We start from the raw sequence: 24,479 nt of genomic DNA, 5'->3' as shown, positions 1-24,479 counted from the left end.
CACGTGCATGCCGCACGCTAGGCGCCCCTCTGTCCTTTTGCCTGAGAGTTTGGAGGCGTGGATCGGTGTGACTGACCCATGCCTCGTGCACCTTCGGCGCCGGATTCAACCGGTCTCTCCAGAGTGTTTACGCGTGGTGGTGTGGGGCCTGAGCGATTACGGGCGTTACGTCTTCGGCAGCGTACGCGCCCCTCCGGGCTCGCGCGCTTCTCCCACCATGCATCTACCGGATTGATTATACAGGGGCACAGGCCGTGTTGCCGCCTGTCTGGACGTGGGCCGAAATGAGGGGCATAAGGCGCCTGGGCGGCCGTTGCGCCGCGCTATCCCTGGTGGCAGCCGTGATGAAGCCAGGCCAGGTTGAAGCGGGCGAAGCTGAGGTTGCCGGCACCGTCCTCATAGAAGATGCCGAAGCTGCCATCGGGCAACCGCGTCATGACCGAATACATGGCGTCACCGGCATCGAGTACGCGCCCGGCATCCCAGGTCCGGCCGTCGTTGCAGGACAGGCGCAGCGTGAGTCGGCGCCGCTCGTGCGGGTCGGCCGTATTGCTGAACAGCAGCCAGTGGGCCTTGGCCTGGCCGGGCGCGGCCAGCGGCGCAACGCGAATGATGTCGCCGTTGTTGTGCGGGTCGGGAAGCTGGGGCTCGGGGACGACCGGGCCGAAGTGGATGCCGCCGTCGTGCGAGCGGGCCCGCATGCGCGTGTGCACGCGGGGATCGGACGAGCGCATGTTTTCCATCACCGTGCCGTCGGCCAGTTCTACCGCCTTGCTCTCATCGAGGTTGTCGCCGATCGGCGCTCCGGTTTTCCAGCTGGTGCCATGGTCATCGCTGTAGATGTTGACAACGTGGTTGAGGTTGTCCGGGCCACGGAAGACATAGGGCTGGATCAGTCGTCCCCTGGCGCCCTGGTCGTTGAACAACTGGAGGCCGTGGCCGGAGGTGGCAAACATGCCTTTCCACGTGGGCGACTTGATGGTTGCGGTCAGGTCGCGCGGACCCTGCCAACTGGCGCCGTTGTCGTCCGACCACACGTAGCGGGGATGCAGCGTGATGCTGCTGTCAGTGGCATTGCCCGACTGCGACGTGGCAAAGCCGATGCCGCGCGGAGCGTAGGCATAGAAGAGGAAGATGCGGCCGGTGTCACGATCGACCAGCAGGCTGCTGTCGCCCGCGCCGATCCCGTCGCCGTAGTGGACCACGCGTTGCGGTGCGCTCCAGCTGCGGCCCATGTCGCGGCTGCGGCGCAGCATGACGTCGATGTTGCCGGGCAGGTCGTGTGCCGCGTCGATACGCGCGTCGTAGCTGGCCAGCAGGGTGCCGTCTTTCGCCACGGCCAGTGCGGGAATGCGATACGTGTGCACGCCAAGATCGCCGGGCCTGGCCAGGGTGATTCGCTGGAACAGCGGGGCGTGGGCTTGGCCCGGGGCCGCCTGCGAGGGTGCGGCAACAGCGATCATTCCGGCAATGGCCACGGTGGCGAGGCGAGGGTACAGCGGTGCGGATGGCATGGGCGTGGCAGGATGCGGTGGCAGGCGACAGATTCTAGCGGCAGGGTTCGGGCATCATTCGCTGGCACGTTATGCTCGTGCGGATGGATTCCCGGACACGAGGCATCACGAAATGATCCGCATCGGTGAAATCGACCACGTGGTCCTGCGCGCCATCGATATCGAGGCCATGCAGCGTTTCTATTGCGATGTGCTCGGTTGTCATGAAGAGCGACGGCAGGACGAGATCGGCCTGGTGCAATTGCGTGCCGGCGCCTCGCTGATCGACCTGGTCAGCATCGACGGCAAGCTGGGCCGCGCCGGCGGTAAGGCGCCGGGCCGGGAAGGGCACAACATGGATCACCTGTGCCTGCGCGTGGAGGATTACGACGAGGCGGCGATCCTTGCCCACCTGAAGGCGCACGCGGTGCGCATCGGCGAGCTGGGCATGCGTTATGGTGCGCGCGGCGAAGGTCCGTCGATCTACCTGTACGACCCGCAGGGCAACATAGTGGAACTGAAGGGGCCGGCGGTCGCCTGAGGTGGCTGTTTTGCCCCGGAATGGGGGCAAGTGATCGACGTGCCGCACGGTCGCAACTGAGTGCAGGCCAACTGTCGGAAAAAACGAAGGCCGCCTTGCGGCGGCCTTCGTTTACAATTGGTGCCCAGAAGAGGACTCGAACCTCCACGGAGTTGCCCCCGCTAGCACCTGAAGCTAGTGCGTCTACCAATTCCGCCACCTGGGCAAGTGGTTCACGCCGCCCGTTTCCGGTCTGCGTGAGCCGCGTAGAGTAGGCACCTCCCCGGGGGTTGTCAACCATAATCTTCAAACAATTTTCCCGGACATCGCGTCACACTGCATGCGGTGCCCCCTACAAGGTAATCAAGTGACCAGAAAAACCAGGCAAGGCAGCAACGGAGACGGCGCGCCGCAGGCGCCCGCGGACAAGACACCCGTGGCCAAGGCCAAGACATCCCGGGCCGCGTCCCCGAAGGCGCCGTCGCCCAAGCCGGCGCCGCGTGCGCGCAAAGGTGGCAAGGGCCATGGCGGCAACGCCGGCTCGCGCGACCCGCACGCCGATCGCGAGGCGCAGCGTTACGAGCGGCCGATTCCCAGTCGCGAGGCGATCCTCGCCTTGCTTGAGGAACGCGGCGAATTGCTGTCCGAGGCGCGCATTGCCGAAGCGCTGGACTTGCACGACGCCTACGACGTGGGCGCGTTGCACAAGCGCCTGGCGGCGATGGTGCGCGATGGCCAGTTGTTGCTGGGCCGGCGTGGCGGCTATGCCCCGGCGCAGAAGCTCGACCTGATTCCCGGCGTGGTGCTGGCGAATGCCGAGGGCTACGGTTTCCTGCGCCCCGACGAGGGCGGCGAGGACCTCTACCTGTCACCGCAGCAGATGCGCACGGTGCTGCATGGCGATCGCGTGCTGGCCAGCGTGGTCGGCGTGGACCGGCGCGGTCGCCGGCAAGGCGCCATCGTCGAAGTGCTGCAGCGGCGCTCGCCGCGGCTGGTCGGCCGCGTGGTGATCGAGAACGGCGTGACCCTGGTGACGCCGGACGATCGCCGCCTGCACCAGGACGTGATGATTCCGCCCGACCAGACCCAGGGCGCACGTTCGGGCCAGATCGTGGTGGTGGAGATCACCGATCCGCCGTCGCCGCATCGTGGTCCGCTCGGTGCGATTCGCGCGGTGCTGGGTGAACGGTTGCAGCCGTCGCTGCTGGTGGAAATGGCGATTGCCAGCCATGACCTGCCGCACGAGTGGCCGGCGGAAGTGCTGCGCGACGCGGCACAGGTGGAATCGCAGGTCACCGCCGCCGAGCGCGAGGGCCGCACGGATCTGCGCAAGCTGCCGCTGGTGACCATCGACGGCGCCGATGCGCGCGACTTCGACGACGCGGTGTATGCCGAGCCGAAGCGTGGCGGTGGCTGGCGGCTGATCGTGGCGATCGCCGACGTATCGCATTACGTGCCGGTCGGCAGCGCGCTGGACAAGGAAGCGTTCGAACGCAGCACCTCCACCTATTTCCCCGGTTTCGTGGTGCCGATGCTGCCCGAGACACTGTCCAACGGCATCTGTTCGCTCAACCCGAAGGTGGAGCGGCTGTGCATGGTTTGCGACATGCAGGTCGATGCCGAAGGCGCCGTGGTCAAGTCGAAGTTCTACGACGCCGTGATGCGTTCGCACGCACGCCTGACCTACGACAAGGTGTGGCAGGTGGTCGGCCTGAACGATGCCGATGCGCGCCACGAAGTGGCCGACGTGCTGCCGCAGTTGGAAAATCTGCATGCGCTGTACAAGGCGATGGCGGCGCAGCGCAAGCGCCGCGGCGCGATCGATTTCGAGACGCCGGAAGTGAAGTTCCGCCTTGATCAACGCGGCGAAGTCGAGGCGATGGGCGCCACCCAGCGCAACGACGCGCACAAGCTGATCGAGGAATGCATGATCGCTGCCAACGTGCAGGCGGCGCTGTTCCTGGAAAAGAAGAAGATCCCCGCGCTGTTCCGCGCGCATGAGCCGCCGCCTGCGGAAAAGTACGAAGACCTGCAGCAGTTCCTGCGCGAGTTCAAGTTGCGCATGCCGCCGGTGGACGAAGTCACGCCGGCCGATTTCTCCGACGTGCTGCGCATGGTGCAGGACCGTCCCGAGCGCGAGCTGATCCAGAGCGTGCTGTTGCGTGCGCAAAGCATGGCCGCCTACCAGCCAGACAACCGCGGCCACTTCGGTTTGGCGCTGTCGGCGTACGCGCATTTCACTTCGCCGATCCGCCGCTATCCAGACCTGTTGGTGCATCGCGCGCTGCGCTATGCGATCACCGGCGGCAAGCCGTCCGGTTACCAGTACACGCCGGCCGAAATGGCCGCGATGGCGGTGCATTGCTCGCAGCGCGAGCGCCGCGCCGAGGAAGCCGAGCGCGACGTGGACGAACGCTTCAAGTGCGCCTGGATGGCCAAGCACGTGGGCGAGGAGTTCGACGGCGTGGTCACCGGCGTCACCTCGTTCGGCCTGTTCGTGGAGCTGGAAGAATCGCGGGTGTCCGGCCTGGTGCACATCAGCCAGTTGAGCAACGACTACTACCACTTCGATCCGCAGCGACACTTGCTGAAGGGCGAGCGTACCGGCACCCAGTTCCGCCTGGGCGACCACGTGCGCGTGCAGGTGCTGCGCGCCAGCCTGGAGGATCGCAAGATCGATTTCCGGCTGGTGGCGCCGCGCTCGCATGCCAAGCCGCCGGCGAGCGGCGGCAAGGCCTACGATTACGCGGCGGCCGGCGAGCGTTACTCGTTGCCGAAGAAGCCCGCAGCGGCTGGAAAGGGGGCGGGCATGTTCGGCCGCGCCGCCAAGGCGATCGGTCGTGCCTTCGGTCGCAAGGATGACGCCGAGACCAGCGTGACCGTGCCGGCCCCACGCAAGGCTGCATCGGGTGATAATCCGCCGCGCGCATCCTCGCGTGGCAGCGAACGGCCGGCACGAGGCGCGGACGCGAAAGGCAACGCCGGCCGCACCGCACCGCGCAAGAGCGGTTCCGCCAAGCGTGCGCCCGCGTCAACCGCCGCACCCGCTGCGAAGAAACGCAGTGGGCGCAAACCGAACAAACCCAAAGGCAAGTCATGAGTGAAAGCTGGATCGTCGGGATCAACCCGGTCGAAGGTGCGCTGAGCAACGACGCGACGCGTGTGCGCGAAGTGCTGGTCGAGAACGGCCAGCGCAATCCGCGCGTGCACGAGCTGGCCGAACAGGCCAAGGCGCTGAACATCCCGGTGCATCATCGTCCGCGCGAGCAACTGGAAAAGCTGGCCGGTGCCGCACGGCACCAGGGTGTGGCGGCGTTGTACGAGGCGCCGCCGATGGGGCACGAGAATGATCTTGCGGCGCTGCTCGAACGCGATGGCAGCGCTACCCTGATTCTGGTGCTCGATGGCGTCACCGATCCACACAACCTGGGCGCCTGCCTGCGCAGTGCCGCGGCGGCCAAGGTCACCGCGGTGATCGTGCCGAAGGACCGCGCGGTGGGACTGACCCCGGTGGTGCGTCGGGCCTCGGCTGGTGGCGCGGATCGCGTGCCGTTGGTCGCGGTGACCAACCTCGCACGAACGTTGCGCGAGCTGAAGGAGGCCGGTGTGTGGATCACCGGTCTGGCCGGCGACACCGAGCAGTCGCTCTATGGTGTCGACCTGAAGGGACCGGTGGCGCTGGTGCTGGGCAGCGAAGGCGAGGGCATGCGCCGGTTGACCCGCGAGACCTGCGATTTCGTGGCAAAGATTCCCATGCCGGGTGCGATGGAAAGCCTCAATGTTTCCGTCGCGACGGGTGTCGTGTTGTTCGAGGCCTTGCGTCAGCGGAGTGCGGTGCGATGACTTTCTTCTGGTACGACTGGGCCGGTTACATCGGCGTGCTGCTGGTGTTGCTGGCATTCCTTCTGATGCAAGCCCACAAGTTGCATGGCAACGGACTGACGTACCAGCTGATGAACATCTTCGGCGCGGTGGGGGTGATGCTGTCGCTGCTGTTCGGCGGCTTCAACTGGTCGGCCTTTCTGATGCAGGTGGCGTGGCTGCTTATCGGCATCTTCGGCGTCGCGCGCAGTGTGCAGGTGCGTCGCATGGAGCGCGAGCGGCTGCCGTAGTCACATGCGGCAGGCTCATGCGTGCCATGTGCTTCGAGTGGCGGGACGACCCGCCACTTTTCCCGTTTCGTGGGGACGGCCCTGCGCGCGATGCGAAGGAGCTTCGTCATGGCATGGCTTTACCTGGTGCTCGCCGGCCTGTTCGAAATCGGTTGGGCCATCGGCCTGAAATACAGCGAGGGCTTTTCCCGGCTTTGGCCCGGCGTGGCGACGGTGGCGGCGATGGCCGTCAGCGTGGTGTTGCTGGCGTTGGCTGCAAAGACGCTGCCGATCGGCACGGCGTATGCGGTTTGGACCGGCATCGGTGCCATCGGCGCGGTGATCCTGGGGATCGTGCTGTTTGGCGACCCCGCTACGCCGTTGCGGCTGGCCTGCGTGGGACTGATCCTGCTGGGCGTGGTCGGGTTGAAACTGGTGGGCGGGGCGTCTTGAAAAGCACCGCTCCCCGGCCCTCTCTTGCGCAGCAAAGAGGGGAGCAAAACGTGCATCGATACCGGTTTTGCACCTCACCCTGCATGCAGGGTGAGGCTGGGAGAAGGTGACTTCTTACGTGCGCGGTTTGCCCGGTATCGGGGGCTGCGGCTCGGAGGTGAGGTCACGCTTGTTGCGTTGCTTGTCCAACTGTTCGCCGGTGACCTGGAACCACACGTTTTCGGCGATGTTGGTGGCGTGGTCGCCGATGCGCTCGATGTTCTTGGCCATGAACAGCAGATGCGTGCACGGCGTGATGTTGCGCGGATCTTCCATCATGTAGGTGAGCAGTTGGCGGAAGTAGCCGGTCCAGGCTTCGTCCAGCCGCGCATCGCTCTCCCACACCTGGCGGGCGTGCTCGGCATCGCGGTTGCGGTAGGCGCGCAACACTTCGCGGACTTCGTCCACGGCCAGTGCGGCAAGGGTGGCCAGGCCATTGGCGGGCGCCACCGGGGCCAGCATCGACAACGGGATCGCGCGCTTGGCCACGTTGGCTGCGTAGTCGCCGATGCGCTCGATGTCGGCGGCGATGCGCAGCGCGGCGAACACGTTGCGCAGGTCGCCAGCCATGGGTGCACGCAAGGCCAGCAAACGCACCACGTCGTGACTGATTTCCTGCTCAAGCTGGTCGATGGCGTCGTCGTTGTCCACCACACGGCGGGCGGCGCGTTCGTCGCGGCGTTCGACCACGTCGATGGCAGCCTCGAGCTGACGCACGGACAGTTCGCCCATGCGCACCAGTTCGCCTGTAAGGCGTTCCAGTTCGTCGTCGTAGCTCTTGATGATGTGGTCTTTGCTGGTGCTCATGGTGTGCCTCGTGGTTTTTCCTCACCTTCGGAGGAAGAGGGGAGGGCGGAACGATGCGTCGAGGGCGCCCGCCCCCTCACCCCAACCCTCTCCCCAGAGGGGAGAGGGAGCCGTTTTGTTCAGCCGAAGCGACCGGTGATGTAGTCCTCGGTCTGCTTTTTCGCCGGCTTGGTGAAGATTTTTTCGGTGGCGTCGAATTCGATCAGTTCGCCCATGTACATGAAGGCGGTGCGGTCGGAGACGCGTGCGGCCTGCTGCATGTTGTGGGTGACGATGACGATGGTGTAGTCGTGCTTGAGCTCTTCCACCAGCTGTTCGATGCGGCCGGTGGCGATCGGGTCCAGCGCGGAAGTGGGTTCGTCGAGCAGCAGCACCTCGGGGCGAAGCGCGATGCCGCGCGCGATGCACAGGCGCTGCTGCTGACCGCCGGAGAGGCCGAGCGCATCGCGCTTCAGCTTGTCCTTCACCTCGTCCCACAGCGCGGCGCTGCGCAGCGCCTGCTCCACGCGAACCTCCATGTCGGCCTTGCCCAGCTTCTCGTGGTGGCGGATGCCGTAGGCGACGTTCTCGAAGATGGTCATCGGGAACGGCACCGGCTTCTGGAACACCATGCCGACCTTGCTGCGCAGGCGATTCATCGAGTACGCGGGATCAAGGATGTTCTCGCCATCCAGCATCACTTCGCCGGTGGCATTCAGCTTCGGGTAAATCGCGTAGATGCGGTTGAACACGCGCAGCAAGGTGGATTTGCCGCAACCGGACGGACCGATGATGGCAGTGACCTGCTTCTCGGGGATGTCCATGCTGACGCCGTGCAGGGCGCGCGAGCCGTTGTAGAAAAAATCCAGTCCGCGCACCTCGATCTTGGTACGGGCGGGAGCAGCGGCCGTGGCGGTCATGCCGATGGCATCGTTGGCTGCGTGTTCGTTCATGGGGAACCTTTCTTGCGTGCAAACAGCAGGCGGGTCAACAGGCTCAATGCGAGCACGAACAGTGTGATCAGTAATGCGCCGGCCCAGGCAATGGCGTGCAGTGACGGGCTGGGATCGTTGGTGTACTGGTAGATGGCTACCGGCAGACTTTCCATCTTGTCCAGCGGGTTCACCGCCATGAAGTTGTTGCCGAAGGCGGTGAACAACAGTGGCGCGGTTTCGCCGGCCAGTCGTGCCAGTGCCAGCAGTACGCCGGTGGCGATGCCGGACGTGGCGGCCCGCATCAGCACCTGCACGGTCACTTTCCATTGCGGGATGCCCAGCGACAGGGCGGCCTCACGCAGCGTACCGGGGACCAGTTGCAGCATTTCGTCGGTGGTACGCACGATTACCGGCAAGCCGATCAAGGCCAGTGCCACCGCCCCGGCAATACCGGAGAACGATACCGCGCCGTGGGTGAAGTTCGACATCGGCACCACGATGATCACGTACACGAACAGGCCGAGCACGATGGAGGGGGCCGACAGCAGGATGTCGTTGAGGAAGCGGATGGTGGCACCCAGCTTCGAGCGGTTGGCGTATTCGGCCAGATAGGTGCCGGCCAGCACGCCGATCGGTGTGCAGATCAGCAGGGCGATCACGTCCATCATCAGGCTGCCGACGATGGCGTTGGAGAGACCGCCCTCATCGGCATAGGCGGTGATTTTGGTGAACAGGCGCGGGCTGAGCGCGCCGATGCCGTTCTTCAGCGTCACCCACAGGATCCACGCGAGGAAGATCAGCCCCAATGCGGTGGCACAGCCACTGAGGAGCATGGCCACGACGTTGATGATGCGTCGACGGGTATGGATCGAGGAGGCCATCAGCGACCCTCCTTGCGGGCCAGTTGGCGCAGCATCAGGCGGGCAATCAGCAGCACCACGAAGGTCACCACGAACAGCAGGAAGCCCAGTGCGATCAGCGCCGAGCGATGCACGCCCACGGCCTCGTTGAATTCATTGGCAATGGCCGACGAAATCGTGGTGCCCGGCATCAGCAGCGACGAGGTGATGTCGTACGAGTTGCCCAGCACGAAAGTCACCGCCATGGTCTCGCCCAGCGCGCGGCCAAGGCCGAGGAAGATGCCGCCGATCACCGCCGAGCGCGTGTACGGCAGCACGATGTCCCACACCACTTCCCAGGTGGTCGAGCCCAGCGCATAGGACGATTCCTTCAGGCGTGTCGGCACGGTGCGGAACACTTCGCGCATCACCGAGCAGATGAAGGGCAGGATCATCACCGCCAGCACGATGCCGGCGGTCAGCAGGCCCAGGCCCAGCGGCGGGCCCTGGAACAGTTTGCCGATCAGCGGGATGCGGCCGAGCGTGTCGCTCAGGGTCGGCTCGATCCGCGACATGAACGGCACGAACACGAACAGGCCCCACATGCCGTAGATGATCGACGGGATGCTGGCCAGCAATTCGATGGCGGTGGCTACCGGACCGCGCAGCCACGCGGGCGCGATCTCGGTGAGAAACAGGGCGATGCCGAAACTGGTCGGCACCGCGAGAATCAGGGCGATCAGGGATGTAACCAAGGTGCCGAACACCGGCGCCCATGCGCCGTAGTCGTCATTGACCGGATCCCATGCGGAACTGGTGAGAAAGTGCAGACCCTGCCCGAACAGAACCTCGCGCCCACCCCACAGCGTGGAGAGCGCGGCACCCAGCAGGGCAGCCAGGACCAGTAGCGCGCAACCTTTCAGCAGGCGGCGGAACAGCGCGTCATGGCGCGTGTCGGCGCGGCTGCGGTGTTCGGTGGATGGTTGGCGGGTGTCGATGGGATTTGCCTGCATGTCGAGTGAAGGTTGTGCCAGCGAATTCCGTTCACCCTGAGCGCAGGTCGCGTCCTTGGAACAAGGATGGGACCGAAGTCGAAGAGGTGTCGCCTCGACTCCGCTTGCTGTGCAAGCTGCGCTCAGCGCGAACGGTTACTCATGCCATGTTCAAAGCTTGAACTCGGCCTTCCAGTAACCTTCGATCTGCTTCACCAGCGGCGCGGGCAGCGGGACGTAGTCCAGAGCCTTGGCCTGCGGCTGGCCATGGGCGTAGGCCCACTTGAAGAAGTCGAGGGCAACCTTGGAGTTGGCCTCGTTCTTCGGCTGCTTGTACATGATCACCCACGAGGTGGCGGTGATCGGCCACGCCTCGGCGCCCGGGGCGTTGGTCATCAGCAGGTTGAAGTTCTTCGCGTGCGCCCAGTCGGCGGTAGCGGCAGCGGCCTGGAAGCTGGCGGTCTTGGGCTCCACCACCTTGCCGGCAGCGTTCTTCATCACCGCATAGCCGATATGGTTCTGCAGGGCATAGGCGTATTCCACATAGCCGATCGAGTTCGGGATCTGCTTGATGTAAGCCGATACGCCCTCGTTGCCCTTGCCGCCGATGCCCACCGGCCACTTCACGGCCGTGCCTTCACCGACCTTGGACTTCCAGGTGGCGCTGACCTTGGACAGGTAATCGCTGAAGTTGAAGGTGGTACCCGAACCATCCGAACGATGCACCACGGTGATCTTCGCGTCGGGCAGCTTCAGGCCCTTGTTGAGCGCGGCGATGGCCGGATCGTTCCACTTGGTGATCTCGCCCAGGTAGATGCGCGCCAGGGTGGGGCCGTCCAGCACCATCTTGCCGGCGGCGACGCCGGAGACGTTGAACGCCGGCACGATGCCGCCGATCACGTCGGGAAACTGGCCCAGGCCGAACTTGTCCAGGGTGGCCTCGTCAAGCGGCATGTCGGAAGCGCCGAAATCGACCGTGCCGGCCTTGATCTGCGCAATGCCGCCACCGGAACCAATGGACTGGTAGTTGACGTGGTTGCCGGTCTTTTCGGCGTAGCTGGCCGACCACTTGGAAATGACCGGATACACAAAGCTCGATCCGGCGCCGGTGATGTCGGTAGCCTGGGCGGTTCCGCCCAGCGCCATGGCGACAACAACGGCGATCAGGCCCATGCGCGGGGTGAAGCGGATTGATTTCGACACGTTGGCTCCTTGGAAGGGACGACGGGCGGTGTGCCCGGTACCGCTACTTCAAGCGTCGTGCATTGCAAGGATGTGAGACGAGTGTTTCATTACGATGACAGTCACGCAGAACTGTCATTGATCCGCACGGAGATCCGCACGAATTTCAGGGCGTTGTGGCGTGCTCGCGTGTTTCCAGCTGGCGCCAGCGGTTGACGATGCCGCAGAACAGCTCGGCGGTGCGTTCGGCGTCGTACACCGCCGAATGGGCTTCGCGCGTGTCGAATTCCAGGCCCGCGGCTTGCGCCGCCTTGCTCAACACGGTCTGGCCATAGGCGAGGCCGCCCAGCGTGGCGGTATCGAAGCAGCTGAAGGGGTGGAACGGATTGCGCTTGTGCGCGATGCGGCGCACCGCGGCGTTGACGAAGCCGAGGTCGAAGGCGGCGTTGTGGCCGACCAGAATCGCCCGCTGGCAACCGTATTCGCGCATCACCTGGCGCACCGCCTGGAAAATGCGCTCCATGGCCATGCGTTCGTTCATGGCGCCGCGCAACGGGTTGTACGGATCGATGCCGGTGACTTCCAGCGCGCGCGGGTCGAGGTTGGCGCCGGGGAAGGGCTCGACATGTGCCGATATCGCCGGCTGCGGATGCAGGAAGCCGTCCGGGTCCATGTCGAGCGTGACCGCTGCGATTTCCAGCAACGCGTCATGCTCGGCATCGAAACCGCCGGTTTCCACGTCCACCACCACGGGCAGGAAGCCGCGGAACCGCTCGACCATGCGGTTGGCCATGCTGTTGTTGTGTACGTCCATGGGCCAAGCATATCAGCCAGTCGGCGGCGTGAGCCGGGCACGGATATGACGACTGTCTTCATTTCGTAACGTGATTTGAATCGAATAGTCATCCAGACACGACATCCTGCTTGCCGTTCCTGACATGGCCGGCCAGCAAGATCGATTAGGGGGCGGTCGACGTGATTCCTACCATCAGTGGAGATTTCCATGCGTTCTAAGATTCTCGTGGCGGCGATTGCCGTCAGCCTGGGCGTGAGCAGCTTTGCGGCCACCGCCGCGCCGGCCCAGGTCCGTCATCACAAGTCGACCGCGCGGTCTTCGGCCAGCGCCAGCGAGTTGCAACAGATGAAGGCCGAGATCATGGCCTTGCAGCAGAAGGTGGATGAGCTGCAGTCGCAGTCCGCCAACCAGGCTCAGACCCAGCAACAGACCGCGCAGGCGGTGCAGCAGGTGCAGGCGCAACAGCAGACGATTGCGGCCGCGCCGGCGCCGGATGCCGAACTGAGCAAGCGCCTGGATCGCCTGGACAAGCTGGTCGACAACACCACGGTCGGCGGCAAGATGTACTTCGATTTCTCCAACATCAACCAGAAGAACAGCGACACCGGCAAGACCAACAACAGCGGTATCGGCCTGGATGTGAAGCGCTTCTACCTGAGCGTGACGCACAAGTTCGACGACATCTGGTCGGCCAACCTGACGACCGACTTCAACTACGTCAGCAATGATGGCGAAACCAACCTGTTCGTGAAGAAGGCTTACGTGCAGGGCACGTTCGACAAGGCGGCGATCCTGCGCATCGGTTCGGCCGACATGCCGTGGATTCCGTTCGTCGAGGATTACTACGGCTTCCGCTACGTGGAACCGACCGTGACCGATCGCAATCATTACGCGAACTCTGCGGATTGGGGCTTGCACATGTTCGGCAGCGTGGGCTCGAACGGCATGTTCAACTATGCCGTGTCCGCGGTGAACGGCAATGGCTACAAGAACCCGAGCCGCAGCAAGGGCGTGGATTTCGAAGGCCGCGTCGGCTTCTCGCCGATCGAGGGCATGGTCGTGGCGCTGGGTGGTTACACCGGCGATCGCGGCAAGGAAATGGAAAACACCAGCGTTGACCACACCGCCCAGCGTGGCGACCTGATGGTGGCCTACAAGAGCAAAGCGTTTCGCGTCGGCGCGGAATACTTCACCGCCAAGAACTGGAACAACGTGATGACGCCGCAGTCCGACAAGACGGACGGCTACTCGGCGTGGGGCAGCGTGGCACTGAACGACTACATGACCCTGTTCGCGCGCTACGACAAGATCAAGCCGAGCAAGACGCTGGCTCCGGAGAACAAGGACACCTACTACAACCTCGGCCTGCAGTATGCAGTGACCAGGGGCTTCCAGCTGGCAGCGGTGTGGAAGCACGAATCGGGCGACACCCAGGTATCTGCCCCGGTGCCGCCGCATGTGCAGAACCTGAAGACCAACGAGATCGGCGTGTACGGGCAGGTCGCGTTCTGACACACGGGTTCCCCCGAACCGTCACATACCCATGGCAGCATGGGCATGCGATTTATCGAAGGGAGTTCGACCCAGGGACGGAAAACGGCGGGCATCAGCCCGCCGTTTGCTTTTTTGGGTGGTCAGCTCTTCTCCCTCTCTCCTTCGGGGAGAGGGCCGGGGTGAGGGGCAACCTCGCAGCATGCCTCAACGGAACAGCTTGCATTTGTGGCCTTAGCGCGAGCACCCACCCCTCACCTCAGTCCTCTCCCCGGAGGGGAGAGGAAGCAAGGCCTGATGCCACTCAGGCGACGGTCTTGTCCTTGTAGCGGCACAGGTCACGGATCACGCAATGCGGGCAGTCCGGCTTGCGCGCCTTGCACACGTAGCGCCCGTGCAGGATCAGCCAGTGATGCGCGTCTTGCCGGAATTCCGCTGGTATCACCTTGACCAGTTTGTCCTCGACCACGCGCACGTCCTTGCCCGGCGCCAAGCCGGTACGGTTGCTGACGCGGAAGATGTGCGTGTCCACCGCCATGGTGGGTTCGCCGAAGGCCGTGTTGAGCACCACATTGGCGGTCTTGCGACCCACGCCGGGCAGCGCTTCCAGCGCCTCGCGCGTGCGTGGCACTTCACCTTCATGCTGCTCGACCAGGATTTGGCACAGTGCGATCACGTTCTTCGCCTTGGCGTTGAACAGGCCGATGGTGTTGATGTACTTCTTCAGCCCGTCCTCGCCCAGCGCGAGGATCGCCTGCGGCGTGTTCGCCAGTGGATAGAGCTTGCGCGTGGCCTTGTTCACGCCCACGTCGGTGGCCTGCGCGGACAGCACCACCGCCACCAGCAGCTCGAACGGCGTGTCGTATTCCAGTTCGGTGGTGGGATGCGGGTTCAGCTCGCGCAGGCGGGTGAAGATCTCGACCACGTCGGCGCGTTTCATGGGCATGGTGCATGCTGCGGAAAGTGCCCCGTCGTTCCAGCGAAAGCTGGAACCCGGTGGCTTTCGGATGTCCGGGGTGCCAAGGCGCTGGATGCCAGCGTCCGCTGGCATGACGTGGCGGGAGTGGTGCGGCAATTTGCGGTCACTGATCCTTGCCCTGCTGTTTCGCCCGGGCGCGCGCCAGCGCGGCCAGCACCGGATTGCTGGCAGCGGCGACATCCACCGCCGCCTTGCGCGCGGCCAGTTCTGCCTCGCGTTCGGCCGCTTCGCGTGCCAGCCGCGCTTCGCGTTTTCGGAAATGTTCGCGCGCCGCATCGGCATGCGCCTGGTCGAGCTGTTCCATGGGCATCGGCTCCAGCACGATGCAGTCCACCGGGCAGGCCGGCACGCACAGTTCGCAACCGGTGCAGTCGTCGACGATCACGGTATGCATCAACTTGGCCGCGCCGACGATGGCATCGACCGGGCAAGCCTGGATGCATTTGGTGCAGCCGATGCAATCCGCTTCGATGATGCGTGCCAGCATGCGCGGTTTTTCCACGCCATGTTCGCTGTTCAACGGCAGTGCGGGACGATCAAGCAACGCAGCCAGCTTCGCGATACCGTCGACGCCGCCTGGCGGGCATTGGTTGATCTCGGCTTCGCCGCGCGCGATCGCTTCCGCATACGGCCGGCAGCCGTGGTAACCGCACTGCTCGCACTGCGTCTGCGGCAGGATGGCATCGATGCGGTCGGCCAGAGTCGTCATGGGAACAGTCGGCGCCTAGCGCCGGGCTGCATTGGTCAGTGACTCGGTGACGAGCTGCTGCAGGATTCCGCTGGACGCCTTGCGCATATCCAGGGCAATCGCCTCATGTGTGGAGACAAGCTTGGATGTGTAGGGTGAGCGCGGGCCTTGGGCCAACAGCGAGCGAAGTTCTTCCGTGCTGAAATATCTGGCGTAGATCTCGGCCAGATTGTGGTCCCATTGCGCCTGATAGCCGGGGCGTGCCTTGGTAATTTCTTCGGCAACGATCTGCCGCGCGTTGTCGGTTCCGTGCGATCTTGCCAATCCGGCGAACGTCACCGTGCTGCCGGCCACCCGGTTGGCCAGTCGTTCCAGGTTGTGCGCGGTGTCGAGGCGTTGTACCAGCGCCATGGCCGGATCGGCGGATGGTGCCTTGGTTTGCGGAAGAGGGGTGGCATGGGCGCCGCCCGGCCATGCGAGTGTCGAGATCGATGCCGACGCAATCAGCACGAACGCAATCTTCCAGATTTTCACTGCAGCCTCCTTGGTGCCGCGGACACGGATATTCAGCGAACGGTGGCGCCCGGCGTTGCACCCTGGTCGGCGTCGAGCAGGAACAGGTCGCTGCCGCCGTTACCGGCGGACAGGATCATGCCTTCGGACAGGCCGAAGCGCATCTTGCGCGGGGCCAAGTTGGCGATGAACACCACGTTGCGGCCCACCAGCTTCGCAGGTTCCTCGTAGGCGGCGCGGATGCCGGAGAAGATCTGCCGCGTGCCCAGTGCACCGGCATCCAGCTCGAAGCGCAGCAGCTTGTCCGAGCCTTCCACGAATTCGCAGACGCTGACCTTGCCGATGCGCAGGTCGAGCTTGGCGAAGTCGTCGATGGAAATGGTAGTCGTGGTGTCAGCTGTTGCGGGCGGAGCGGAGGGCTTGGCGGTGTCGTTCATGGCTTTCTTCTTGGCAGGTGCGGGTGCGGCAGCGGGCGCACCGAGCGATTCTTTCGAGGCTTCGACCATCGCCTCGATGCGCTTGGGATCGATGCGGCCGAGCAGTGGCTCGAACGTGTTGACGGCATGGCCGAACAGTTCGCGGCGGGCATCGGCGAAATCGGCAATCGGTGCGGCCAGGAAGTGTTCGGCGGCGGCGACGGTAGCGGGCAGCACCGGCTTGAGCAGGCCGGCAAGCAGACGGAAGCCGTGCAGCGCCAGCGTGCAGACCTGCTGCAATTCGGCGCGGCGCGCTTCGTCCTTGGCCATCAGCCACGGGGCCTTGGCGGCGATGTAGCCGTTGACCAAGTCGGCGATGGCGACAAAACGACGCGTGGTTTCGGCAAATTCGCCCTCGGCATACAGCTGCTCGATGCCGTCGTAATGCGCCAGCAACTGCTGCCACAACGCGGCCTCTTCGGCCTCGAAATGGTCGGCCAGCTTGCCGTCGAAGAATTTCTGCACGAAGCCGGCAGTGCGGCTGGCGATGTTCACCCACTTGCCGATCAGGTGCGAGTTGACGCGTTCCTCGAAAGCCTTCAGGTCAAGGTCTACATCCACCGGCGCATCGTTGAGCATGGTGGCGAAGTAGTAGCGCAGGAATTCCGGATGGATGCCGGCGTCGAGATAGGTACGCGCCTGGATGAAGGTGCCGCGCGACTTGGACATCTTCGCGCCGTTCACCGTCAGGTAGCCGTTGACGTGCAAGGCCGTGGGCGTGCGGAACTGCGCGCCGTGCAACATCGCCGGCCAGAACAGACCGTGGAAGTTGATGATGTCCTTGCCGATGAAGTGGTGCAGCTCGGCCGTGCTGTCGGCGCCCAGGAAATCGTCGAAGTTCAGACCGGTCTTGTCGCACAGCGCCTTGAAGCTGGCCAGGTAGCCGACCGGCGCGTCCAGCCAGACGTAGAAGAACTTGCCCGGCGCGTCGGGGATGGGGAAGCCGAAGTAGGGCGCGTCGCGCGAGATGTCCCAGTCCTTCAGGCCGCCGTCCAGCCATTCGGCCAGCTTTGCCACCACGCCGCTGTTGGCCACCGGCTTGCCGCCAGTGAGCTTGCCGCCGAACCAGTCGCGCAGCAGTGATTCGAATTTGCCCAGCTCGAAGAAGTAGTGCTCCGAGTCGCGCAGCACCGGCGTGGCGCCGGACACCACCGAATACGGGTTGATCAGGTCGGTGGGCGCATAGGTGGCGCCGCAGTTCTCGCAGTTGTCGCCGTACTGGTCCGCGGTGCCGCACTTCGGGCAGGTGCCCTTGATGTAGCGGTCCGGCAGGAACATCTGTTTTTCCGGATCGAACAGCTGCTGGATGCTGCGTTTGGCGATATAACTCTGGTTTTCCGCGCTGCCGCGCCGGGCACCATCGCGCAGACGCGTGTAGATCAGCGTCGCCAGCTCGCGGTTCTCGTCCGAGTGGGTGGTGTGGTAGTGGTCGAACGCCACGCCGAAGGCGGCGAAGTCGGCCTCGTGGCCTTCGCGGATGCCGGCAATGAAAGCCTCGGGCGTCATGCCGGCTTTTTCGGCGGCGAGCATGATCGGCGTGCCGTGCGCATCGTCGGCGCAGACGTAGACCACCTCGTGACCGCTCATTCGTTGCGCGCGCACCCAGATGTCGGCCTGGATGTAGCCCAGCAGATGGCCCATGTGCAGCGGGCCATTGGCATAGGGCAGGGCGTTGGTAACGAGTAAGCGGCTCATGGTTCGCGGTCTTCAATGATGACTGCGCATTATGACATGGCCGTCCATCGGCTTTGCCGGACAGGCGGGAATTCGAGGGCGGCATCGCCAGGACGACGGGATCGGGTTCACGCCGGACACGGTGCCTGAGCGGGTGGGTCTATTGCATGTTCTTGCACGTTTATATACATTTTATCGCAGTGATTCCGTGGAGTCGGCCGTGCCTTCAAGCAACGTTGCGATGGCGGTGGGAGAGGGGCGACGCCTCGCGCCGGCGATACGTGCCACGCGCCTGATATTTCTCGCCGCGGGCATCGGCGTATCGGCGTGGGCGCCGATGGTGCCTTACGTCAAGACTCGCCTGGGTCTGGATGACGCCACGCTGGGCCTGGTGTTGCTGGCCTTCGGCGGCGGTTCGATGGTCTCGATGCCGCTGGTGGGCTTTCTTACCCACCATTTCGGCAGCCGCAAGGTGATCGTGGTCGGCGGCTTGCTGACCTGCGTGGCGTTGCCGTTGCTGACGCTGGCGCCGCATGCGCTGGCGTTGGCGTTGGCGCTGCTTTATTTCGGCGCGGCGTTGGGCGCGGTGGACGTGGCGATGAACGCGCACGCGGTAGAGGTGGAGCGCCGCGCGGCGCGGCCGCTGATGTCCGGGTTCCACGGCTTGTTCAGCATCGGCGGGCTGGGCGGTGCAGCGGGCATGAGCCTGTTGCTGGCGCTGGGCGCCTCGATGACGATGGCCGCTACGATTGTTTCCCTGTTGCTGCTTGCGGTGGTGCTGACGCAATGGTCCAGCCTGCTCGACGAGGTGGCCGGCGCGGCGCACCGGCCGGCTTTCAGCATGCCGCGCGGCGCGGTATTCCTGCTCGGTTTTCTGTGCTTCATCAGCTTCCTCGCCGAGGGCTCGATGCTGGACTGGAGTGCGGTACTGCTGCGTGATTCGCGTGGTTTTTCCGAGGCCTCGGCCGGCATCGGCTATGCGATGTTCTCGGTGGCGATGGCGCTGGGTCGCCTCAGTGGCGACCGTGCCGTGGCGCGCTTTGGCCCGGTCCTTACCGTGCGCTTCGGTGCGTGTGCCGCGGCGGCGGGCTTCCTGATGGCTACCCTGCTGGCGTGGCCATGGGCGTCGCTGGCGGGTTTCGTGCTGGTGGGGCTGGGCGCGGCGAATATCGTGCCGGTGATGTTCGGCGCCGCCGGACGGCTGCCGGGGACTTCTCCCGGCATCGCCATCGCCACCGTGACGACGTTGGGCTACGCCGGTTTGCTTTGCGGCCCGGCGCTGGTCGGCTTCGTGGCGCATGTCAGCAGCCTGCCGTTGGCACTGGCGGCGGTGGGCGCCATGTTGCTGCTGACCGCAGCCTCGGCCCGGGTGGTGAAGTCATGAGCGCGACGCGCTTCGATACCGTGGTGTTCGATCTCGGCGGCGTGCTGGTCGACTGGAATCCGCGCTACCTGTATCGCCAGTTGTTCGACGACGAGGCGGCGATGGAGCGCTTCCTGGCCGACGTCTGCACGTCGCGCTGGAACGAGCGGCAGGACGAGGGTCGTTCATGGGCCGAGGCGATCGCCGAGCTCAGTGCCGCCCATCCGCAACATGCCGGATTGATCGCAGCCTACCGCGAACGCTGGTACGACATGCTGAGCGGCCCGATCGCGCCGAGCGTGGCGATCCTCGACGAATTGCGCGAGCGCGGCGTGCCGCTATACGCGCTGACCAACTGGTCGCAGGAAACGTTTCCGATGGCACGCCAGCGCTTCACGTTCATGGATGCCTTCATCGACATCATGGTGTCGGGCGAGGAGCGGCTGATCAAACCCGACCCGGTCATTTTCCGGCGCATGTTGCAGCGTTTCGAACTTGATGCCAGGCGCACGATCTACATCGACGACGCGCCGCGCAACGTCGAGGCGGCGGCGCGGCTGGGCATGCATGCGCTGCAGTTTCGCGATGCCGCCACCTTGCGCGAAGAACTGTGCCGCGCCGGCATGCTGGATTCCGCCGATGGCTAGGCCTGCACCCGGCATCGAGATGTTGCCGCAGGAGCGCCAGCAACGCATCCTGCAGCGCTTGCGCAGCCATGGGCGCGTGCTGGCGGCCGAGCTGGCGGCGGAGTTCGGCGCATCGGAGGATTCGATCCGCCGTGACTTGCGCGAACTGGCCGCCAAGGGGCTGTGCAAGCGTGTCTATGGCGGCGCGTTGCCATTGCTGGCGCCGTTGGCGCCGTTGAAACAGCGGCATGCCGAACATGCCGGCCGCAAGCTGGCGCTGGCGCGCAAGGCGGTGGAACTGGTGCGCGAGGGCCAGGTGCTGCTGATCGATGCCGGTTCCACCAATGCCGCGATTGCCGCCGCGCTGCCCGAGCGGATGCGGCTGACCGTGGTCACCAATGCACCGGACATCGCACTGGCGCTGTACGACCGCGAGGGTTTCGAGATCCTGCTGCTGGGTGGTCGCATCCATCCGCGCGTCGGTGGCGCGGTCGGCGGACAGACCTTGCGCGAGCTGCAACGCATCCGTGCCGACCTGTGCTTTCCGGGCGCGTGTGCGATCGAGGCGGAAACCGGCTTGTGGGGATTCGACAGCGAGGAATCGCTGTTCAAGCGGGCGATGGTCGAGGCCAGCGGCGAAACCGTGGTGGTGGCTACCGACGACAAGCTGGGCACCCAGGCCACCCATCAGATTGTCAGCATGACCGATGTACAGCACCTGGTGGTGGAGCATGATGCGGGCCGCGTCGTGCGTGCAGCCTTCGTGGCGAAGGGCGCCAGCGTGCATCGCGCGGGCGTGGTGCGCGCCTGAGCCGGGTTTCGCCGGGGCTGGCGTTGCCGCTGTCAACCGGACATGTCATTCCCGAAACGACGATGCCCGGGCTGGAACCAACCCGGGCATCGTGCATGCAAAGCTTTCGGATCAGTCCTGGCGGGTCCAGGTCTGGCTGCGGCCGAACAGCGAGAAGCCGATGTAACCGTGCACGTCGAGCTTCTGGCCGCCGTCCTCAAGGGTCAGCTTCACCTTGTAGGTCTTGCCGCTCTTGGGGTCGAGGATGTGGCCGCCGTCCCACACGTCGCCGTCCTTGCTGACGCCCCACATGATGGTCATGCCTTCGATGGGCTGGTTGTGGCGGTCACCGTCGCACTTGGTGCAGCGGGGGTGTTCGCCGTCGCGCGCAATCTGCTCGGGCGTCATGTTCAGCACCTTGAGCACCTTGGCCTCGAGCTGGCCCTGGTTATCGGTGATCTGCAGGATCGAGGTGACTTTGCCGGAAACGTCGTCCACCTGTTTCCAGGTGCCGACCGGGGTGTCGCTGGCGGCAAAAGCGCTGCCGGCGGCAAGCAACAGGCTGGTAGCGATCGCGAATCGGAACATCGGCTTCATGGTGGGGGTCCTCCTCCCGTACGAAAGCGTATGGTTTGAGCCTGCCGGGACCTTGCGGGGCCGTCAAGCTGCAATGCGCCATCGAGTCATTTGGCCGGCTGACCTGCATCAGGACGGGGTGGTGGGGCGGGCTGGCATAATGCGCGGATTCCCCATGGTTCAAGGTTTGCAAGCACGATGACGCAGGTAGACGAAGCGCGGGTTCGCCGCGTGCTGGAAGGGCTGGCCGATCCACACACCGGTGCCCCGCTGGCCGAATCCGTGCGTGCGGTGGGCGTGGACGGCGCGAAGGTGTCGGTCGACCTGCTGCTGGGCTATCCCGCCGCCGGCGCGGTCGACGCGCTTGCCGCGCAAGCGAAGCAGGCGCTGGAAGCCGATCCGGCGATCGAGTCGGCCGCGGTGTCGATCACCAGCCGCGTCCACGTGCACAAGGTGCAGGGCACGCTGGGGCCGTTGCCGAACGTGAAGAACATCATCGCGGTGGCCTCGGGCAAGGGCGGCGTGGGCAAGTCCACGGTTGCGGTCAACCTGGCGCTGGCGTTGCAGGCCGAAGGCGCCCGGGTCGGCGTGCTCGATGCGGACATCTACGGGCCCAGCCAGCCGCGCATGCTCGGCATCAGCGGCAAGCCGGAATCGCCCGACGGCAAGAGCATCACGCCGATGCAGGCACATGGGCTGCAGGCGATGTCGATCGGCTTCCTGGTCGACGAGGAAACACCGATGATCTGGCGCGGCCCGATGGTCACCCAGGCCATGATGCAACTGCTGACCGACTCGCGCTGGGACATGCTCGATTACCTGGTGATCGACCTGCCGCCAGGCACCGGCGACATCCAGCTCACGCTGTCGCAGAAGGTGCCGGTGGCCGGTGCGGTGATCGTCACCACGCCGCAGGACATCGCCCTGCTGGACGCGCGCAAGGCGCTGAAGATGTTCGAGAAGGTCGAGGTCCCGGTGCTCGGCATCGTGGAAAACATGGCCACCCACATCTGTTCGAACTGCGGCCACGAGGAACACATCTTCGGCGAGGGCGGTGGTCTGCGCATGGCCGAGCAATACGGCGTGGCCTATCTGGGCTCGCTGCCGCTGGACATCCGCATCCGCGAGCAGGCCGATGGCGGTACCCCGACCGTGGTGGCGATGCCGGATTCCGAGCTGGCCGCGCGCTATCGGAATATCGCCCGCAATACCGCGGGACGCCTGTCGCGCCAGCCACGCAACAAGTCGCTGGGGCTGGGCAAGATCGTGGTGCAGGGCACTCCAGCCGGATGACGACGGCGACCCGGCGCGTGCTGTGCCTGTGCGGCAGCCTGCGTCGGGTTTCGTCCAATCGCGCGGCACTGGAGGCGGCGCGGCAGTTGGCGCCGCCATCGCTGGAACTGTTGCCGTACGACGGCCTTGCCGCGTTGCCGCTGTTCAACCCCGACGACGAACGCGACCCGTTGCCAACCGCCGTATTGGTACTGCGCGAGGTGGTGGGCCGGGCCGATGCGCTGCTGGTCGCCTGCCCCGAATACGCGCACGGCGTGCCCGGCGCCTTCAAGAACCTGCTGGACTGGCTGGTCGGCAGCCTGGAGTTTCCCGGCAAGCCGGTGCTGCTGCTGAACACGTCGGCGCGCGGCTCGACGCACGCGCAGGAGGCGCTGGCCGAGATTCTGCGCACCATGTCGGCGTGCTTGCTGGTCCCGGCACCCGTGCCCGTGGCGTTGCCCGGGGCCGGCTGCACGGTAGATCAGGTATTGGCCAGCACGGACCGCTGCGCGGAATTGCAGGCCGCGCTGGATGTCCTGGCCGACATTCCGCCCGAACGGTAGGAACCCGCTCGCGGGCGATGCACTATCTTGCGGAAATCGAAAAAGCATCGCCGTGAGCGGGCTCCTGCGGGCGATCGTGGCCCCTCGGCTGGCGTGGGGATGCCCCGACCATGTATTTTTGCTGCTTTGCGGCCGGCCTGTCCGGCGCACTGCTACCGACCGGAGCCCGCGTGAGCATCAAGTCCGACAAGTGGATTCGCCGCATGGCCGAGGGCCACGGCATGATCGAGCCGTTCGAGCCGGGCCAGATGAAGCGTCGCGATGACGGCAGTCGTGCCGTGTCCTGGGGCACGTCCAGCTATGGTTACGACGTGCGCTGTGCGCGCGAATTCAAGATTTTCACCAACATCAACTCCACCATTGTCGACCCGAAGGCGTTCGATCCGAACAGCTTCGTGGACGTGGAGTCGGACGTGTGCATCATCCCGCCCAACTCGTTCGCGCTGGCGCGTACGGTGGAGTATTTCCGCATCCCGCGCGACGTGCTGGTGGTGTGCCTGGGCAAAAGCACCTATGCGCGCTGCGGCATCATCGTCAATGTGACCCCGCTGGAGCCGGAGTGGGAAGGCCACGTGACGCTGGAGTTCTCCAACACCACGCCGCTGCCGGCCAAGATCTACGCCAACGAAGGCGTGGCGCAGATGCTGTTCTTCGAATCCGACGAGCCGTGCGAAACCAGTTACAAGGATCGCGCCGGCAAATACCAGGGCCAGCAGGGCGTCACCCTGCCGCGTACCTGAACGATTGTTGGCAGGCGTCGCCGTGACGTCCGCCACCCCACTGGCCCGGCGCTACACTCCGTCGGGCCATCGCTAGATGCAGGAGACCCGCATGACCCGTTTTTCCACGCTGCTGAGCCGCGCCACCGCTGCGCTGATGTTGGGCAGCCTGCTGGTTCTGGCCGGTTGCCATCGTGGCAGCACCAAGAGCCCGGCCGACATGGCGAAGGTCGAAAAGAAGTTCGATGTCACCGTGGAGGCCTACAAGAGCGGCCAGTTCATGCTGGATGGCGCGGTGCTCTCCTCGATCGACCTGGGCAGCCATTTCGCCTACGAGAAGGACATCGGCAAACTGCCGAAGACCGTGTTGCTGGTGCGCAGTGATGACTCGAAGATTCGCAAGCAGCACCTGCAGTACATGGCCCGCATGGTGCTCGACTACGGCTTTGCCGTGTACTACGACGACGGCGGTACGCTGAAGAAGATCAATCCGGTCGAGACCAAGGCGCGCGCGCTGCAGGAATACCATGCGCCGGTGAAGCAGGATGATGGCCAGAAGTGCAAGAGCGCGGCAGGTTGCGACAGCGTGGAGCAGGCCGGCCAGCGCGGCGGCTATTGAGGCC

General features: G+C 65.0%; 25 protein-coding genes, 1 tRNA gene and 1 riboswitch. Of the genes, 13 read left to right on the top strand and 13 right to left on the bottom strand.

Translation table 11 applies throughout. The features are described from left to right. Positions 1–19: 19 nt before the first annotated feature. Positions 20–132, bottom strand: a riboswitch (glycine riboswitch). Between the two features lie 191 nt (positions 133–323). Then, positions 324–1,514, bottom strand: coding sequence for a sialidase family protein (locus AB7849_RS06550; RefSeq protein ID WP_008215010.1), 1,191 nt, complete (start codon positions 1,512–1,514; stop codon positions 324–326). 112 nt (positions 1,515–1,626) lie between these two features. Here AB7849_RS06550 and AB7849_RS06545 point away from each other — a divergent pair, with 112 nt between their 5' ends. Then, the gene (locus tag AB7849_RS06545; protein WP_008215018.1) at positions 1,627–2,034 is read left to right on the top strand and encodes a VOC family protein; all 408 of its coding nucleotides are present in this window, start codon (positions 1,627–1,629) and stop codon (positions 2,032–2,034) included. Between the two features lie 118 nt (positions 2,035–2,152). On the opposite strand, the gene AB7849_RS06540 is transcribed toward AB7849_RS06545, so the two are convergent. After that, positions 2,153–2,239 (bottom strand) — tRNA-Leu (locus tag AB7849_RS06540). Between the two features lie 114 nt (positions 2,240–2,353). Here AB7849_RS06540 and rnr point away from each other — a divergent pair. From rnr to sugE, 4 genes are all read left to right on the top strand, one after another. Continuing rightward, positions 2,354–5,113, top strand: a complete 2,760-nt coding sequence (rnr, locus tag AB7849_RS06535) for a ribonuclease R (RefSeq protein ID WP_439822708.1) — start codon at positions 2,354–2,356, stop codon at positions 5,111–5,113. Next, entirely contained in the window at positions 5,110–5,856 is a 747-nt protein-coding gene (rlmB, locus tag AB7849_RS06530) for a 23S rRNA (guanosine(2251)-2'-O)-methyltransferase RlmB (RefSeq protein ID WP_008212305.1), read from the top strand. Before rnr ends, rlmB begins: the two co-directional genes overlap by 4 nt. Continuing rightward, positions 5,853–6,125, top strand: coding sequence for a CBU_0592 family membrane protein (locus tag AB7849_RS06525; protein WP_008212304.1), 273 nt, complete (start codon positions 5,853–5,855; stop codon positions 6,123–6,125). The genes rlmB and AB7849_RS06525 overlap by 4 nt, the downstream gene beginning before the upstream one ends. Before the next feature lie 108 nt (positions 6,126–6,233). Next, positions 6,234–6,557: a quaternary ammonium compound efflux SMR transporter SugE gene (gene sugE / locus AB7849_RS06520; RefSeq protein WP_008212303.1), complete on the top strand. Its 324-nt coding sequence runs from the start codon at positions 6,234–6,236 to the stop codon at positions 6,555–6,557. 114 nt (positions 6,558–6,671) lie between these two features. Here sugE and phoU read toward each other — a convergent pair whose 3' ends face one another. The 6 genes from phoU to rnt all read right to left on the bottom strand — a co-directional run bounded on the left by phoU (position 6,672) and on the right by rnt (position 12,144). Then, complete coding sequence (gene phoU / locus AB7849_RS06515; RefSeq protein ID WP_008212302.1) at positions 6,672–7,403, bottom strand: phosphate signaling complex protein PhoU; 732 nt, start codon at positions 7,401–7,403, stop codon at positions 6,672–6,674. Positions 7,404–7,522: 119 nt separating this feature from the next. After that, complete coding sequence (gene pstB / locus AB7849_RS06510) at positions 7,523–8,335, bottom strand: phosphate ABC transporter ATP-binding protein PstB (protein WP_037100175.1); 813 nt, start codon at positions 8,333–8,335, stop codon at positions 7,523–7,525. Then, positions 8,332–9,198, bottom strand: coding sequence for a phosphate ABC transporter permease PstA (gene pstA, locus AB7849_RS06505; protein ID WP_008212300.1), 867 nt, complete (start codon positions 9,196–9,198; stop codon positions 8,332–8,334). Before pstA ends, pstB begins: the two co-directional genes overlap by 4 nt. Next, on the bottom strand, positions 9,198–10,169 hold the full coding sequence (pstC, locus tag AB7849_RS06500; protein WP_008212298.1) for a phosphate ABC transporter permease subunit PstC: 972 nt from the start codon (positions 10,167–10,169) through the stop codon (positions 9,198–9,200). Before pstC ends, pstA begins: the two co-directional genes overlap by 1 nt. 150 nt (positions 10,170–10,319) lie before the next feature. Then, complete coding sequence (gene pstS, locus AB7849_RS06495) at positions 10,320–11,321, bottom strand: phosphate ABC transporter substrate-binding protein PstS (RefSeq protein WP_369500735.1); 1,002 nt, start codon at positions 11,319–11,321, stop codon at positions 10,320–10,322. A gap of 175 nt (positions 11,322–11,496) precedes the next feature. Beyond that, complete coding sequence (rnt, locus tag AB7849_RS06490) at positions 11,497–12,144, bottom strand: ribonuclease T (RefSeq protein WP_008212295.1); 648 nt, start codon at positions 12,142–12,144, stop codon at positions 11,497–11,499. A 189-nt stretch (positions 12,145–12,333) separates the two neighbouring features. Between rnt and AB7849_RS06485 the strand changes: the two genes are divergently transcribed. Beyond that, positions 12,334–13,638: a porin gene (locus AB7849_RS06485; protein ID WP_008212294.1), complete on the top strand. Its 1,305-nt coding sequence runs from the start codon at positions 12,334–12,336 to the stop codon at positions 13,636–13,638. 283 nt (positions 13,639–13,921) lie between these two features. On the opposite strand, the gene nth is transcribed toward AB7849_RS06485, so the two are convergent. The 4 genes from nth to metG form a co-directional block, all read right to left on the bottom strand. Next, complete coding sequence (gene nth / locus AB7849_RS06480; protein WP_008212292.1) at positions 13,922–14,557, bottom strand: endonuclease III; 636 nt, start codon at positions 14,555–14,557, stop codon at positions 13,922–13,924. Between the two features lie 142 nt (positions 14,558–14,699). After that, positions 14,700–15,305 carry an electron transport complex subunit RsxB gene (gene rsxB, locus AB7849_RS06475; RefSeq protein WP_369500726.1) on the bottom strand — a complete coding sequence of 202 codons (606 nt, stop codon included), beginning with the start codon at positions 15,303–15,305 and terminating at the stop codon, positions 14,700–14,702. Between the two features lie 15 nt (positions 15,306–15,320). Further along, positions 15,321–15,794 carry a hypothetical protein gene (locus tag AB7849_RS06470; protein ID WP_369500725.1) on the bottom strand — a complete coding sequence of 158 codons (474 nt, stop codon included), beginning with the start codon at positions 15,792–15,794 and terminating at the stop codon, positions 15,321–15,323. Between the two features lie 56 nt (positions 15,795–15,850). Next, complete coding sequence (metG, locus tag AB7849_RS06465) at positions 15,851–17,968, bottom strand: methionine--tRNA ligase (protein WP_369500724.1); 2,118 nt, start codon at positions 17,966–17,968, stop codon at positions 15,851–15,853. A gap of 220 nt (positions 17,969–18,188) precedes the next feature. Here metG and AB7849_RS06460 point away from each other — a divergent pair, with 220 nt between their 5' ends. Genes AB7849_RS06460 through AB7849_RS06450 form a run of 3 tightly spaced genes read left to right on the top strand, consistent with a single transcriptional unit; the run spans position 18,189 to position 20,747 of the window. Beyond that, a complete protein-coding gene (locus tag AB7849_RS06460) occupies positions 18,189–19,331 on the top strand; it encodes an MFS transporter (protein ID WP_008212287.1) in 1,143 nt (380 codons plus the stop codon). Then, positions 19,328–19,957: an HAD family hydrolase gene (locus AB7849_RS06455; RefSeq protein ID WP_008212285.1), complete on the top strand. Its 630-nt coding sequence runs from the start codon at positions 19,328–19,330 to the stop codon at positions 19,955–19,957. Before AB7849_RS06460 ends, AB7849_RS06455 begins: the two co-directional genes overlap by 4 nt. Beyond that, complete coding sequence (locus tag AB7849_RS06450) at positions 19,950–20,747, top strand: DeoR/GlpR family DNA-binding transcription regulator (protein WP_008212283.1); 798 nt, start codon at positions 19,950–19,952, stop codon at positions 20,745–20,747. The genes AB7849_RS06455 and AB7849_RS06450 overlap by 8 nt, the downstream gene beginning before the upstream one ends. Positions 20,748–20,858: 111 nt before the next feature. On the opposite strand, the gene AB7849_RS06445 is transcribed toward AB7849_RS06450, so the two are convergent. Further along, positions 20,859–21,323 (bottom strand): DUF2147 domain-containing protein, encoded by a 465-nt coding sequence (locus AB7849_RS06445; RefSeq protein WP_008212281.1) that lies wholly within the window; start codon positions 21,321–21,323, stop codon positions 20,859–20,861. A 177-nt stretch (positions 21,324–21,500) separates the two neighbouring features. On the opposite strand from AB7849_RS06445, the gene apbC reads away from it, so the two are divergent. The 4 genes from apbC (at position 21,501) to AB7849_RS06425 (ending at position 24,475) form a co-directional block, all read left to right on the top strand. Beyond that, positions 21,501–22,595: an iron-sulfur cluster carrier protein ApbC gene (gene apbC / locus AB7849_RS06440; protein WP_008212279.1), complete on the top strand. Its 1,095-nt coding sequence runs from the start codon at positions 21,501–21,503 to the stop codon at positions 22,593–22,595. Beyond that, positions 22,592–23,137, top strand: a complete 546-nt coding sequence (locus AB7849_RS06435) for an NADPH-dependent FMN reductase (protein ID WP_008212278.1) — start codon at positions 22,592–22,594, stop codon at positions 23,135–23,137. The genes apbC and AB7849_RS06435 overlap by 4 nt, the downstream gene beginning before the upstream one ends. A 170-nt stretch (positions 23,138–23,307) precedes the next feature. After that, positions 23,308–23,877, top strand: a complete 570-nt coding sequence (gene dcd, locus AB7849_RS06430; RefSeq protein ID WP_008212276.1) for a dCTP deaminase — start codon at positions 23,308–23,310, stop codon at positions 23,875–23,877. Between the two features lie 91 nt (positions 23,878–23,968). After that, positions 23,969–24,475, top strand: a complete 507-nt coding sequence (locus AB7849_RS06425) for a hypothetical protein (protein WP_008212275.1) — start codon at positions 23,969–23,971, stop codon at positions 24,473–24,475. Positions 24,476–24,479: the final 4 nt, after the last annotated feature.

Origin of the sequence: Rhodanobacter sp. FW021-MT20 (assembly GCF_041107475.1) — a bacterium.
Taxonomy (GTDB): domain Bacteria; phylum Pseudomonadota; class Gammaproteobacteria; order Xanthomonadales; family Rhodanobacteraceae; genus Rhodanobacter_A; species Rhodanobacter_A glycinis.
Note: the sequence above shows the minus strand (reverse complement) of the source record. Positions and strands in the feature narration are given on the sequence as shown.